The 14,095-nt window shown below is 67.6% G+C and carries 11 protein-coding genes and 2 tRNA genes; 6 read left to right on the top strand and 7 right to left on the bottom strand.

Annotated elements, in window-relative coordinates; all coding sequences use genetic code 11:
- Window positions 1-85 precede the first annotated feature (85 nt).
- On the top strand, window positions 86-2,800 hold the full coding sequence (valS, locus tag J4Z35_RS11180; protein WP_074040539.1) for a valine--tRNA ligase: 2,715 nt from the start codon (window positions 86-88) through the stop codon (window positions 2,798-2,800).
- Window positions 2,801-2,866: 66 nt separating this feature from the next.
- On the opposite strand, the gene clpX is transcribed toward valS, so the two are convergent.
- Window positions 2,867-4,108: an ATP-dependent Clp protease ATP-binding subunit ClpX gene (gene clpX / locus J4Z35_RS11175; protein WP_074040540.1), complete on the bottom strand. Its 1,242-nt coding sequence runs from the start codon at window positions 4,106-4,108 to the stop codon at window positions 2,867-2,869.
- Window positions 4,109-4,351: 243 nt separating this feature from the next.
- Here clpX and J4Z35_RS11170 point away from each other — a divergent pair, with 243 nt between their 5' ends.
- From J4Z35_RS11170 to ugpC, 4 genes are read left to right on the top strand one after another with little or no spacing between them, the layout of a single operon-like run.
- Complete coding sequence (locus J4Z35_RS11170) at window positions 4,352-5,302, top strand: sugar ABC transporter permease (RefSeq protein ID WP_208065575.1); 951 nt, start codon at window positions 4,352-4,354, stop codon at window positions 5,300-5,302.
- Window positions 5,299-6,237: a carbohydrate ABC transporter permease gene (locus J4Z35_RS11165; RefSeq protein ID WP_143181295.1), complete on the top strand. Its 939-nt coding sequence runs from the start codon at window positions 5,299-5,301 to the stop codon at window positions 6,235-6,237. Before J4Z35_RS11170 ends, J4Z35_RS11165 begins: the two co-directional genes overlap by 4 nt.
- 40 nt (window positions 6,238-6,277) lie before the next feature.
- Entirely contained in the window at window positions 6,278-7,594 is a 1,317-nt protein-coding gene (locus J4Z35_RS11160; RefSeq protein WP_074041100.1) for an ABC transporter substrate-binding protein, read from the top strand.
- 3 nt (window positions 7,595-7,597) lie between these two features.
- The gene (gene ugpC, locus J4Z35_RS11155) at window positions 7,598-8,674 is read left to right on the top strand and encodes a sn-glycerol-3-phosphate ABC transporter ATP-binding protein UgpC (RefSeq protein ID WP_074041099.1); all 1,077 of its coding nucleotides are present in this window, start codon (window positions 7,598-7,600) and stop codon (window positions 8,672-8,674) included.
- Window positions 8,675-8,792: 118 nt separating this feature from the next.
- Here the strand turns inward: ugpC and J4Z35_RS11150 are convergent, their stop codons facing one another.
- The 5 genes from J4Z35_RS11150 to J4Z35_RS11130 all read right to left on the bottom strand — a co-directional run bounded on the left by J4Z35_RS11150 (window position 8,793) and on the right by J4Z35_RS11130 (window position 12,329).
- Window positions 8,793-9,458 carry an ATP-dependent Clp protease proteolytic subunit gene (locus J4Z35_RS11150; protein WP_006944395.1) on the bottom strand — a complete coding sequence of 222 codons (666 nt, stop codon included), beginning with the start codon at window positions 9,456-9,458 and terminating at the stop codon, window positions 8,793-8,795.
- A gap of 23 nt (window positions 9,459-9,481) precedes the next feature.
- Complete coding sequence (locus J4Z35_RS11145) at window positions 9,482-10,105, bottom strand: ATP-dependent Clp protease proteolytic subunit (protein ID WP_038567538.1); 624 nt, start codon at window positions 10,103-10,105, stop codon at window positions 9,482-9,484.
- Between the two features lie 238 nt (window positions 10,106-10,343).
- Window positions 10,344-11,948, bottom strand: coding sequence for a trigger factor (gene tig, locus J4Z35_RS11140; protein WP_074041098.1), 1,605 nt, complete (start codon window positions 11,946-11,948; stop codon window positions 10,344-10,346).
- Between the two features lie 113 nt (window positions 11,949-12,061).
- A tRNA-Pro gene (locus J4Z35_RS11135) sits at window positions 12,062-12,135 on the bottom strand.
- A 120-nt stretch (window positions 12,136-12,255) separates the two neighbouring features.
- Window positions 12,256-12,329, bottom strand: a tRNA-Gly gene (locus tag J4Z35_RS11130).
- 231 nt (window positions 12,330-12,560) lie between these two features.
- On the opposite strand from J4Z35_RS11130, the gene J4Z35_RS11125 reads away from it, so the two are divergent.
- On the top strand, window positions 12,561-12,752 hold the full coding sequence (locus tag J4Z35_RS11125; protein ID WP_006945905.1) for an antitoxin: 192 nt from the start codon (window positions 12,561-12,563) through the stop codon (window positions 12,750-12,752).
- A 114-nt stretch (window positions 12,753-12,866) separates the two neighbouring features.
- On the opposite strand, the gene J4Z35_RS11120 is transcribed toward J4Z35_RS11125, so the two are convergent.
- The gene (locus J4Z35_RS11120) at window positions 12,867-14,015 is read right to left on the bottom strand and encodes a PP2C family protein-serine/threonine phosphatase (RefSeq protein WP_074041097.1); all 1,149 of its coding nucleotides are present in this window, start codon (window positions 14,013-14,015) and stop codon (window positions 12,867-12,869) included.
- Between the last annotated feature and the right edge of the window lie 80 nt (window positions 14,016-14,095).

Raw genomic sequence — 14,095 nt, 5'->3', positions numbered from 1 at the left:
TAGGCCCCCGCCCCGGCGTTGTCGCACCGAGCCCGCTTCGTCGCCGCCGGTCGCACCAGGACGTCAGGCATGGAAAAATGACCCCATGACTTCCGACACCACCCCAGCCCAGCAGACGCCCCCCGGCGCCCGCACGATGCCCGACAAGCCCACCGTCGACGGCCTCGAGGACGTCTGGGGCCAGGTATGGAAGGAACGCGGCACGTACACGTTCGACCGCGAGCGCGCCCTACAGCTGCCGCGCGAGCAGGTCTTCGCCATCGACACTCCCCCGCCGACCGCATCGGGCAGCCTGCACGTCGGGCACGTGTTCAGCTACACCCACACCGACTGCATGGCGCGCTACCAGCGCATGCAGGGGCGCGAGGTCTTCTACCCGATCGGTTGGGACGACAACGGCCTGCCGACGGAGCGTCGCGTCCAGAACTACTACGGCGTGCGCGGCGACGCGACGAAGCCCTACATCGAGAACTACACCCCGCCACTCGAGGGCGCCGAGGGCAAGAGCGTCAAGGCCGCCGACCAGCAGCCGATCGGGCGCAAGAACTTCATCGAGCTGTGCGACGTGCTCACCGTCAAGGACGAGGAGACCTTCGAGGCACTCTTCCGCCGCCTCGGCATCAGCGTCGACTGGAACGTGCAGTACCGCACGATCGACGAGCGCTCACGCGCCGTCGCGCAGCAGGCGTTCCTGCGCAACCTGAAGCGCGGCGAGGCCTACCAGCAGGAGGCACCGGGGCTGTGGGACGTCACGTTCCAGACGGCCGTCGCCCAGGCCGAGCTCGAGGCACGCGACTACCCGGGCGCCTATCACCGCGTCGCCTTCCACACGAGCGACGGCGAGAACGTCTACATCGAGACGACCCGCCCCGAACTGCTGCCCGCCTGCGTCGCCCTCATCGCCCACCCCGACGACGAGCGCTACCAGCCGCTGTTCGGCACGAACGTGAAGAGCCCGCTGTTCGACGTCGAGATCCCCGTCCTCGCGCACCCGAGCGCCGAGATGGACAAGGGAGCCGGCATCGCCATGTGCTGCACCTTCGGTGACCTCACCGACGTCCAGTGGTGGCGCGAGCTGCAGCTGCCGACGCGCTCGATCATCACGCGCAACGGCCGCATCACGGGCGAGGTGCCCGAGTGGATCGCGGGCGGCACGGGCGAGCAGCTGTTCGCCGACGAGCTCGCGACGAAGACGACGTTCACCGCACGCGAGAACGTCGTCAAGGCGCTCATCGCCTCCGGTGACCTCGACGGCGAGCCGAAGAAGACGCAGCGCAAGGCCAACTTCTTCGAGAAGGGCGACAAGCCCCTCGAGATCGTGACGAGCCGCCAGTGGTACATCCGCAACGGTGGCCGTGACAAGGATCTGCAATCGGCGCTCGTCGCTCGTGGCAACGAGATCGACTGGCACCCCGCGTTCATGCAGAGCCGCTACACGAACTGGATCGAGGGCCTCAACGGCGACTGGCTCATCAGCCGTCAGCGTTTCTTCGGCGTCCCGTTCCCGATCTGGTACCCGCTGGACGCGAACGGCGAGGCCGACTACGACAACCCGATCGTGCCCGACGAGTCCGAGCTGCCGATCGACCCGCAGGGCCAGGCGCCGAAGGGCTACGACGAGAGCCAGCGCGGCCGGGCCGGCGGGTTCATCGCCGACCCCGACGTCATGGACACGTGGGCGACGTCGTCGCTCTCCCCGCAGATCGCGACGGGCTGGCCGATCGCCGACGGCACCGTGCACAAGAGCGACCCGGAGCTGTTCGACAAGATCTTCCCGATGGACATGCGCCCCCAGGGCCACGACATCATCCGCACCTGGCTGTTCGCGACGGTCGTGCGCGCGCATCACGAGAACGGCACCGTGCCGTGGAAGAACACCGCCATCTCCGGCTGGATCCTCGACCCCGACCGCAAGAAGATGTCGAAGTCGAAGGGCAATGCGCAGACACCGGAGGACGTCGTCAGGGAGTTCGGCGCCGATGCCGTGCGCTACTGGGCCGCCTCGGGCCGCCTCGGGACGGATGCCGCCTACGACACGGGCCAGATGAAGGTCGGCCGTCGCCTCGCGATGAAGGTGCTCAACGCCTCCAAGTTCGCGCTCATGACGCCTCCGGTGACGCCCGATGCCGACGCCGCACCGACGATCGAGGCGCTGCTGCCGCACGTCACGCAGCCTCTCGACGTCTCGCTGCTGACGGCCCTGCGCGACGTCGTCGAGAACGCGACGAAGAGCTTCGAGACGTGGGACTACACGCGTTCGCTCGAGTTGACGGAGACGTTCTTCTGGGCGTTCTGCGACGACTACATCGAGCTCGTCAAGGAGCGCGCCAACAACCGTGACGGTGCGTTCGACGAGGCCGAGTCGGCGTCGGCGCGTGCCGCCGTCCGCATCGCGCTCGACGTCCTGCTGCGCCTGTTCGCGCCGTTCCTGCCGTACGCCACCGAAGAGGTGTGGTCGTGGCAGCACGCCGAGTCGGTGCACCGCGCCACCTGGCCGACGCGCGACGAGCTCGCGTCCCTGCCCGACGGTGACCCGCTCGTCCTCACCGCCGTGTCTCAGGCTCTCGCCGGTGTGCGCCGCGCGAAGTCAGAGGCCAAGCTCGGCATGCGCGCCGAGGTGACGGCGATGACGCTCGCCGGCCCGGCGGCGGCCCTCGCCGCCGCAACCAAGGGTGAAGCCGACCTGCGCGCAGCCGGTCGCATCAGCGCCATGACGAGCGTCGAGGAGGAGACGGAGAACGGCGTCCTGCTCGTGCGCGACACCGAGCTGCTCGCTCCCCCGCCGAAGGTCAAGAACTGACGAACGACTGAGAGCCGCGACCCTGCCCGGCAGGATCGCGGCTCTCAGTGCGTCAGGACGCGCGCGTCAGGCAGCGCGACGTCGCACGATCGTCGGGGTGATGCGGTCGAGCACGACCTCGCGCGTGATGACGACCTTGTCGATGTCGTCCTCGCTCGGCACGTCGAACATGACGGGCAGCAGGACCTCTTCGAGGATGGCGCGCAACCCGCGCGCGCCGGTGCCGCGACTCATCGCCTGCTCGGCGACGGCGTCGAGGGCGTCTGGTGTGAACTCGAGCTGCACACCGTCGATCTCGAACATGCGCTTGTACTGCTTGACGAGTGCGTTCTTCGGCTCGGTGAGGATGCTCACCATGCCCTCTCGATCGAGCGGCTCGACGGTCGTGATGACGGGCAGGCGGCCGATGAACTCGGGGATGAGACCGAACTTCATGAGGTCCTCGGGCTGCACGTCGGACATCGACGCATCACCACCGGCGGGCAGGTGCAGCTGCGAGCCGAAGCCGAGCCCCTTCTTGCCCTTGCGGTCCTCGATGATCTTCTCCAGGCCCGCGAACGCGCCACCGACGATGAACAGCACGTTCGTCGTGTCGATCTGGATGAACTCCTGATGCGGGTGCTTGCGCCCGCCCTGCGGCGGCACCGACGCGGCCGTCCCCTCGAGGATCTTGAGCAGCGCCTGCTGCACGCCCTCACCGGAGACGTCACGCGTGATCGACGGGTTCTCGCTCTTGCGCGCCACCTTGTCGATCTCGTCGATGTAGATGATGCCGGTCTCGGCGCGCTTGGTGTCGAAATCACTCGCCTGCAGCAGCTTGAGCAGGATGTTCTCGACGTCCTCACCGACGTAGCCGGCCTCCGTCAGCGCCGTCGCGTCGGCGATGGCGAACGGGACGTTGAGCATGCGCGCCATCGTCTGCGCGAGGTAGGTCTTGCCGCAGCCCGTGGGGCCGATGAGCAGGATGTTCGACTTCGCGATCTCGACCGGATCCTTCGAGCCCGACGCCTCGGCGGCCTGGACGCGCTTGTAGTGGTTGTAGACGGCGACGGCGAGCGAGCGCTTCGCCGCGTCCTGTCCGATGACGTACTCACGCAGGAAGTCGAAGATCTCGCGCGGCTTCGGCAGCTTCTCGAGGCCGATGTCGACCGAGTCGGTCAGCTCTTCCTCGATGATTTCGTTGCACAGGTCGATGCACTCGTCGCAGATGTAGACGCCCGGGCCGGCGATGAGCTTCTTGACCGACTTCTGGCTCTTGCCACAGAACGAGCACTTGAGCAGGTCGCCGCTCTCTCCCACGCGTGCCATCCGTCATCCCTTCGTCGAGCGACCCGCCGCGAGACGGGTGTGCGTACCCGACGACGGTAGTCGACGGGGCCCTCGCTGCCCCTCATTGAATCCCGCGTGGCGGGCGCCGGCCAAGGCTGTTCGCGCTGGGCGCAACGGACGCGGAGTCCCCGCACGCCTCGCGCCGCGAATCACTCTCAAATGGACTCACGACCAACACCTGTTGTTCATTTCCAGGACACCTTGTCAGGACAACGTTTGCGCGTGCTCGAAGACCCCCCCACGCCCTCGCCGCAGGCGCACCCGCCCGCGCCCCTCGGCCCCCCGCCGCCACGCCGCGGCCGGCCCGTCGGTGAATGGTTGACGGCGGCAGCGCTGCTGCTGCCCAACCTCGCGCTGTTGGCCGTGTTCACCTACCGACCGCTGATCGACAACATCCGGTTGTCGTTCACGGACTGGACGCTGTCGGCGCCGACGCTCAACTACATCGGTCTGCAGAACTACTCGACGTGGCTGCACGACGCCAACGCGCACCAGGTGCTGCGCAACACCGCCATCTTCACCGTCGCGACGGTCGGATTGTCGATGATGATCGGCCTCGGGCTCGCGCTGCTGCTCGATCGTCAGCTGCGCGGTCGCAACCTCGTGCGCTCGGCGATCTTCGCGCCGTTCGTCCTGTCCGGCACCGCCGTCGGCCTCGCGTTCCAGTTCGTCTTCGACCCGCACTTCGGTCTGCTCTCCGACCTCGCGCACCGCGTCGGCCTCAGCGTCCCCGACTTCTACCAGGATCCGAACTGGGCCCTCGTCATGGTGACGCTCACGTACGTGTGGAAGAACATCGGCTACACGTTCGTCATCTACCTCGCCGCGCTGCAGGGCCGCCGCACCGACCTCGACGAGGCCGCGGAGATCGACGGCGCGTCGTCATGGCGTCGCTTCACCAAGGTGCTGCTACCGCAGCTGCGCCCGACGACGTTCTTCCTGTCGATCACGGTGCTGCTCAACTCGGTCCAGGTCTTCGACATCATCCAGATCATGACGCGCGGTGGCCCCCAGGGCTACGGCACGTCGACGCTCGTCTACCAGGTGTACCAGGAGACGTTCGTCAACCAGCGCGCCGGCTACGGCGCCACGATCGCGACCATCATGTTCCTCATCCTGCTCGTCGTGACGGTCGTGCAGGTGCGGGTCATGGACAAGGAGCAGAAGGCATGAGCACCGCAGCCCCGCAGGAGAACGCCGCTGCGGCCACGCCGAAGCGGTCGGGTTCCTCCCCGTTCCGACGACGCCCCCGCGAGGAGGCGCACAGCAACGAGGTCCTCGACCACGGCGGGTTGCCGATGACGATCGCCGGTTACGCCGCGATGATCATCGCGTTCGCGATCGTCGCGATCCCGCTGTACTGGATCTTCATGACGTCGATCAAGCACCGCAGCGACATCTACACGACGCCCGCCGTCTGGTTCCCGCACTCGGTCACGGGTGAGGGTTACAAGACCGCGACGCAGTCGATCCCCTTCTGGGACTTCTTCCGCAACTCGGTCATCGTCACCGTCATCCTGTCGCTCGCCAAGATCGTCCTCGGTGTCATGAGCGCCTACGCCCTCAGCCTCATCCGCTTCCCCGGGCGCAACCTCGTGTTCATCGTCGTCATCGCGGCGCTCATGGTGCCGAACCAGATCACCGTGATCTCGAACTACGCCCTCGTCAGCCAGCTCGGCTGGCGCAACACCTACCAGGGCATCATCCTGCCGCTGGCGGGCGTCGCGTTCGGCACGTTCCTCATGCGCAACCAATTCCTGTCGATCCCCAGCGAGATCATCGAGGCCGCGCGCATGGACGGGGCCGGGCCGATGAAGCTGCTGCGCAAGGTCGTCATGCCGATGTCGTGGCCGACCCTCATCGCGTTCTCCATCATCACCGTCGTCAACGAGTGGAACGAGTACCTGTGGCCGTTCCTCATGTCCGACGACCAGCGCACCGGCACCCTGCCGGTCGGCCTCACCCAGTTGCAGAACAACGAGGGCATCACGGACTGGGGCCCTGTCATGGCCGCCACGATGCTCGCCATGCTCCCCGTTCTCGCCCTGTTCCTCGTCCTGCAACGCCACATGATCAAGGGCCTCACGGCCGGCGCCGTCAAGGGCTGACCCTCTCCCCCACGCTTCACCCAGACGAAGGAAGAAACTCATGTCCACACTCTCGCGCCGCAACCTCTTCGGCCTGACGGCTGGTGCCGTCGTCACCGCAGGCCTCAGCGCCTGCGCCGGCTCCGGCGGCTCCTCCAGCGGTGGTAACAACGGTGGCGGCGACTCGAACACGATCGAGTTCTGGAGCAACCACCCCGGCAAGTCGAAGGCGACCGAGCAGAAGCTCATCGCCGAGTTCGAGAAGGCCAACCCGAACCTCAAGGTCAAGCTCGTCGACGCCGGCAAGAGCTACCCCGACGTCGCGCAGAAGTTCAACGCGGCCCTGTCCGGCGGCAGCCTGCCCGACGTCGTCATCGTCTCCGACACGACGTGGTTCAACTTCGCCCTCAACGACCGTCTGGCCGACATGTCGGCCCTGACGTCCGAGAACAAGCTCTCGACGGACGACTACGTCAAGGGCCTGTACGACGACTACAAGTACGAGGACAAGCACTACGCCCTGCCGTACTCGCGCTCGACGGTCATCTTCTACTACAACAAGGACGCCTGGAAGAAGGCCGGTCTGCCGGACCGTGCGCCGACCTCGTGGGACGAGTTCGAGCAGTGGGCGCCCAAGCTGCAGTCGGCCATGGGCTCGGGCAAGAAGGCCATCGTCCTGGACGACGGCTCCGACTACCTCGACTGGACGTTCCAGTCCATCGCGTGGAGCTACGGCGGCGGCTACTCGAAGGACTGGACGCCCACCATGGCGTCCGAGGGCACCGTCAAGGCCGCCACGAAGATCCAGGGGTGGGCCAAGAAGGGCTGGATGCAGACGTCGAAGGACAGCCAGGCCGACTTCGCCTCGGGCATCGGCGCCTGCGCCATCGAGTCGACCGGTGGCCTCGCCGGCGTCATCAAGGACGCAAGCTTCAAGGTCGGCATCGGCTTCCTGCCCGCGCCGGGCGGCATCAAGACCGTGCCGACGGGTGGCGCCGGCCTCGCGGTGCCGAAGGGCATCTCCGCCGAGCGTCAGAAGAACGCCGTGAAGTTCATCGAGTTCATGACGAACAAGGACAACACGATCACCTTCTCCCAGGCGACCGGGTACCTGCCGGTGCGCACCTCCGCCATGGACGACGCGAAGGAGAAGGCGTACCTCGAGAAGAACCCCGAATACGCCGTCGCCGTCAAGCAGCTGCCGAAGGCCCGCCCCCAGGACAACGTCCGCGTGTTCCTGCCCGGCGGTGGCATCGACATCGGTACCTCGCTCGACAAGATCATCGCCGGCTCGGACGTCAAGTCGACGCTCGAGGCGCTCGACAAGGCGCTGCAGGCGAAGTACGACTCCCAGATCAAGCCCAAGCTGAAGAAGTAATTCATGGCATCCGTCACCTTCGACGAGGCCACCCGCCTGCACAAGGGTGCGCCCCGTCCCTCCGTCAACAAGGTCACGCTCGACATCGCCGACGGGGAGTTCCTCGTCCTCGTCGGCCCGTCGGGCTGCGGCAAGTCGACGACGCTCCGCATGCTCGCCGGCCTCGAACCGGTCGACGAGGGCCGCATCCTCATCGACGGCCACGACCAGGCCGGCGTGCGTCCCCGTGATCGCGACGTCGCGATGGTCTTTCAAAGCTACGCGCTCTACCCGACCATGACGGCACGTCAGAACATGGCGTTCGCGCTCGAGAACGCAGGCACCTCGAAGGCGGACATCAACGCCCGCGTCGAGGAGGCGGCGAAGATCCTCGAGCTCGAGCCCCTCCTCGACCGCAAGCCGGGCGCGATGTCGGGTGGTCAGCGTCAGCGTGTCGCCATGGGTCGCGCGATCGTGCGCCAGCCCAAGGTGTTCTGCATGGACGAGCCGCTGTCGAACCTCGACGCCAAGCTGCGCGTCTCGACGCGTGCACAGATCGCGGCGCTGCAGCGACGCCTCGGCGTCACGACCGTCTACGTCACGCACGACCAGGTCGAGGCGATGACGATGGGTCACCGTGTCGCGGTGCTCAAGGACGGCATCTTGCAGCAGTGCGACACCCCGGAGGAGCTGTACGAACGGCCGCGCAACACGTTCGTCGCGGGCTTCATCGGTTCGCCGTCGATCAGCCTCATGGACGCCGCGCTAACCGGCGGTGACGCGACGTTCCACGGCATGCGGGTGCCGCTGTCGCGCGACACCAAGGCGACGTCGGATCGCGTGACGATCGGGGTGCGCCCCGAGGCGTTCGTCGTCGCGCAGCCCGGTGAGGCGGGTGCGCTCGAGCTCGAGGTCGAACTCGTCGAGACGCTCGGCTCGGAGGCGTTCGTCTACGGTCGCCCCGCAGGCGAGCCTGACGGCCCCCGCATCGGCACGCGCGTCGACAAGCGCGTGCGCCCGACGCAGGGTGACCGGTTCGCGGTGAAGCCCATGACCGACCACGTCCACGTCTTCGACACGGAGACCGGCGAACGGCTGTGACACCCGGGCCGCTCCCCCGCCGCGGGTGATGCCGACATGACGAATGTGCCCGCCCCTTCCACACGGAAGGAGCGGGCACGTTCGTCGTGGCGGGTCAGGCCCGGTGGGCCCGGAGCCGTCAGCTCTCCAGCGAGGCCTTGCGGCTCGTCAGCACCTCGTCGATGAGGCCGTACTCCTTGGCCATCTCGGCGGTGAGGATCTTGTCGCGGTCGATGTCGGCACGCACCTGCTCGATCGAGCGGCCGGAGTGCTTCGCGAGCGTCTCCTCGAGCCACTCACGCATGCGCATGATCTCGTTGGCCTGAATCTCGACGTCGGAGGCCTGGCCGCCCGAGCCCTCCATCGCCGGCTGGTGGATCAGCACGCGCGCGTTCGGCAGCGCGTACCGCTTGCCGGGCGCGCCGGCGCCGAGCAGGACGGCGGCGGCCGAGGCAGCCTGTCCCAGGACGAACGTGTGCACGTCCGGGCGGATGTACTGCATCGTGTCGTAGATCGCCGTCAGCGCGGTGAACGAGCCACCGGGGCTGTTGATGTACATGACGATGTCGCGGTCCGGATCCTGCGACTCGAGCACGATGAGCTGCGCGATGATGTCGTCGGCCGACGCGTCGTCGACCTGGACGCCGAGGAAGATGATGCGGTCCTCGAACAGCTTCGTGTACGGGTCGAGGCGCTTCGTGCCGTACGAGGTGCGCTCTTCGAACTGGGGCAGGATGTAGCGGCTCGTCGGCATCGGCGCGGTGACGCCGCCCATCGGGTGGCCCATGGAGCTGTGGGTGTTCATGAAGGTCTCCTTCGTGGGCGAGATCAGTGGTCGGACGACTCGGAGAATGCCGCAGCGTCCCCGGTCGCGTCCTTGGTGGCGTCCTGCGAACGCTCGAAGACGTGGTCGACGAAGCCGTACTCCTTGGCCTCGGCCGCGGTGAACCAGCGGTCGCGGTCGGAGTCGGCCGAGATCTTCTCGACCGGCTGGCCCGTGTGCTCGGCGATGAGCTCGGCCATCTGCTTCTTGATGTGCAGCAGCTGCTCGGCCTGCGTCTTCACGTCGGAGGCCGTGCCCTGGATGCCGCCGAGCGGCTGGTGCATCATGATGCGCGCGTGCGGCGTCGCGTAGCGCTTGCCCTTGGCGCCGGCGGACAGCAGGAACTGACCCATCGACGCGGCCAGACCCATCGCGACGGTGCACACGTCGTTCGGCACCCACTGCATCGTGTCGAAGATGGCCATGCCGGCCGTCACCGAACCACCGGGCGAGTTGATGTAGAGCCAGATGTCCTTCTCCGGGTCCTCTGCGGCGAGCAGCAGCAGCTGCGCGCAGATGGCGTTCGCATTGTCGTCGCGAACATCCGAACCGAGGAAGATGATGCGCTCCTTGAGGAGCCGGTTGTAGATCTGGTCGTCGAGGCCGGCGGCCATCTGCGGGCCTGCCATGACCACGTCCGAGGACTGGGCATTCGTCAAGGGATCACTCCGTTCCGAATCTGCCACCCCGAGCGGGTGACATCACGCTTGAACTCTTCACTGACCCTAACGCGCGGGCCCGAGCGTTTCGTCCCCGTCTCGGGGCTTGTTCGCCGTCAGCGCAAGGCTCGACGTTCGCCTGGGCCCGGACGCGACGAAGGGCCGCCCGATTGCTCGCGCGGCCCTCGTCTCAGACGTCAGTGACGACTCACTCGCCGTCGACAGCCTTCTTGGCCGTCTTCTTCGCAGCGGTCTTCTTGGCGGCGGTCTTCGTCGCCGTCTTCTTCGCAGCCGTCTTCTTGGCGGCTGCCTTCTTGGCCGGCTTCTCCGCGGCCTCAGCGGAGTCGGCGTCAGTGGCCTCGGCAGGGGCGGCGACCTTCTTCGTTGCCGTCTTCTTCGACGCGGCCTTCTTGGTCGTCGTCTTCTTCGCGGCAGCCTTCTTGGCGGGCTTGTCCGCAGCGTCGGCGTCGGCGTCCTCGGAGGCGACCGGAGTGGCGTTCTCACCGTCGGCGGCGTCGGCGGCCTGCGCCTCGTCCTCGTCATCGCCGGTGTCGACGGCGGCGTTCAGGTCGACGACGTTGCCCGCCGTGTCCTTGACCGTGGCGGACTCGAGAACGGTGGCGAGCGCCTTGCGGCGAGCGACCTCACCCATGATGGCGGGCACCTGGCCCTGCGCGTCGAGCGCCTGCGCGAACGTGTTCGGGTCCATGCCGTACTGCTGCGCCGACATGATGAGGTACTCGATCAGCTCGTCCTGGCCGACCTGGATCTCGTGCTTCTCGACGATCTCGTCGAGCAGGAGCTGCGTCGCGACCTGCTGACGCGTCGATTCGGTGACCTCGGCGCGGTGCTCGTCATCGTCGAGACGGTTCTCGCCCTCGAGGTGGTTCGTCACCTCTTCGGTGACGATGGACTCGGGCACCGGGATGTCGAGCTGCTCGAGGAGGACCTCGAGGACCTTGTCGCGGGCCTGGACGCCCTGCTCGAAGCGCTTGGTGCGCTCGACCTCGGCGCGCAGGTCGGCCTTGAGCTCGTCGATCGTGTCGAACGACGACGCCAGCTGGGCGAACTCGTCGTCGAGCTCGGGCAGCTCACGGACCTTGACCGACTCGACCTTGACGGTGCACTCGGCGTTCTCGCCCTCGTGCTCACCGCCGGCGAGCGGCGAGGTGAACGTCGCCTCCTCGCCGGCCTTGAGGCCCGTCAGCGCCTCGTCGAGACCGTCGAGCATCGTGCCCGAGCCGATCTCGTAGGAGACACCGGAGACCGCGTCGATCTCGTTGCCGTCGATCGTGGCCGACAGGTCGATCGTGACGAAGTCGCCCTTCTTGGCCTTGCGCTCGACCGACTCGAGCGTGCCGAAACGCTCGCGCAGCTCGGCGATGCGCTCGTCGATGTCGGCGTCGGAGACCTCGATCGGCTCGACCTCGACCTCGAGCGTGTCGAACGCCGGGAGCGTGATCTCGGGGCGGATGTCGACCTCGGCGGTGAAGCTCAGGCCCGCGCCGTCCTCGAGCGGGAACTCGGTGATGTCGACCTCGGGCTGGCCGAGGACCTTGACGTCGTTCTCGACAATCGCGTTCGTGTACAGCTCCGGAAGCGCCTCGTTGACGGCTTCCTGGATGACGGCCGCGCGGCCGAAACGCTGCTCGATGAGCTTCGCGGGAACCTTGCCCTTGCGGAAACCGGGGATCTGAACCTGCGAGCCGATGGTCGTGTAGGCCTTCTCGATGCTCGGCTTCAGTTCGTCGGCCGTGACGTCAACGGTGAGCTTGACCCGGGTCGGGGTTAGGTTTTCGACAGCGCTCTTCATCAGCGGTGCACTCCAGTCGATCGGTGATGGTGGGCGCGCCCGCACTGGCCGGCCGATCATCGGCCCTGCCTGCGGCGCGGCGCACTCCTCTTACTCGTCGTTCATGCTAACGGTCGGGGTGACAGGATTCGAACCTGCGGCCTTCCGCTCCCAAAGCGGACGCGCTACCAAGCTGCGCCACACCCCGTCAGCCCCGCTCACCAGAGGCGAGGCGGGCCGCTCCGCGCGCGCCGTCCTGCTGCGATCGCGCCGGGGCGCGCTCTCGCAAGACGAACGGCGGCCCCCGCGGGAGCCGCCGTCGCGGTGCTGGAGCGGGCGACGAGAATCGAACTCGCGTGATCAGTTTGGAAGACTGAGGCTCTACCATTGAGCTACGCCCGCACGTTTCTCGGACACATTACCCGAACACGCCGTGACGCCCCAATCCGCGGGGGCTGACCTGGCCCGCCGCCGTCGCCCCCGTGCTCGCGCGAAGCGCCGCCGACGGTCGTCTTGGCCACCGAGACGTTCGCCAACGAACGATGCCGGCGGTCTCGACGCCGCCCCCGCGCATGTGCTTCGGTGAAGATGAGTCCGGTTCGCCGGAGCACTTCCATTCGCAGGAGGCACATCATGGGCATTTTCGACAGCGCCAAGGACAAGGCCAGCGAGTTCGCCCAGGACAACCCCGACAAGCTCGACCAGGGCGTCGAGAAGGCCGGCGACTTCGCCGACGACAAGACGGGCGGCCAGCACGCCGACCAGATCGACAAGGGCCAGGACTTCGCGAACGAGAAACTCGACGGCGCCTTCGGCGGCGAGTGAGCTGCCTCCGTTGAACGCTGACGGCGCCGCTCCCCGGTGGGGGGCGGCGCCGTTCGTCGTTCAAGCAGGATAGGTCGATCGGGCAGATGCACTCGCTCAGAAGGGCGCGCTCACTCAGACGGACGCGGTTCCGCGCGCGTGGCGCGATTCGGACGACTCAGGCACGGGCCGCCAGATGACGACAACGGAGCGATCGTCCTGCCCCCCGGTGCGCGCCGAGGCCTCGCAGATGCGCTGGGCCGCCCCCTCCGGGCCGGCGCTGATGGCCCGTTGCGCGAGGCCGAGCATCTGCTGCGTCCCGGCCGCGAGGTCGCCGTCAGGGCCCTCGACGACGCCGTCGGTGTAGAGGAGCAGGACATCGCCGGGCTCGAGCACCCCGCCGGCGCGCGCGTAGTCCTGCGGCCCCTGGTCGAACAACCCGAGCAGCAGACCGGCCGCGCCGGTGATCATCTCCCAGCGGCGCGTGCCCGCGTGATAATGCGCGGCGCTCGGGTGACCGGCCGTACCGACGCAGTACTGGCCGTCCTCGACGTTGATCGAGACGTGGATGGCGGAGGCGAACCCGTCGCGCCAGCCCTGGCGGATGAGGTAGCGGTTCGCGCCGGGAAGAAAATCCTCCGGGCGCGTCTCCCCCAGCAACCCAGCGAGGGCGCCGGAAAGCAGCAGCGCACGCATCCCCGCCGACGGGCCGTGCCCGGAGACGTCGGTGAGGGCGAGGTGCAGGTGGTCGTCGCGTCGGGCGGCGACGACGAAGTCACCGCTGAAGGCATCCCCGCGTGAGGGCATGACACAGTGCTCGACGCGCATCCCGTCCGGCATCTCGGGTGGCAGGGCCTGGGTGTCGAGCCGCTGGCGCAGATCCTTGAGCATGCTCGAGCCCACCGAGAGCGGCACACCCATCGTCAAGCGCTGACGGTTCGCGAACGCGACGATGCCGACGATGAGGGCGAGAGCCACCGCGACGGACCACTGCGTCGGCGCGTCGGACCAGGTGATCGCGGCCGTCGTCACGTAGCCCGTCAGGACGATGGCGATGGCGAGCGCCAGGCGACGCCCCGACAACAGGAACGCTGCGGCGACGATGAGCGGGATGAAGACCGCATGCGACATCGTCGGCGTGAGCGCGATGGCGGCGGCACAGACGATCGCGGTGAGCAGCGCGAACGCGACGACGACGCTGTGCGGCTTGGAGATCGGAGTGGCCACGGCACGCTGCACCGACTGACGCAGGCGCGTCTGTTCGCGTTGAGCCTCCAGAACCACGCGCGCCAGCCTATAGGGGTTGCCTCACGCGCACCAGGGGTGGTGGAGCATGCACCTGCGTGGGTGACAGGCTCCACCGA

The sequence above is a fragment of the Dermacoccus sp. NHGro5 genome, assembly GCF_017565385.1.
GTDB lineage: Bacteria > Actinomycetota > Actinomycetes > Actinomycetales > Dermatophilaceae > Dermacoccus > Dermacoccus nishinomiyaensis.
The sequence above is the reverse complement of the archived record's forward strand: the minus strand, read 5'-3'. Positions and strand labels throughout refer to the sequence as shown.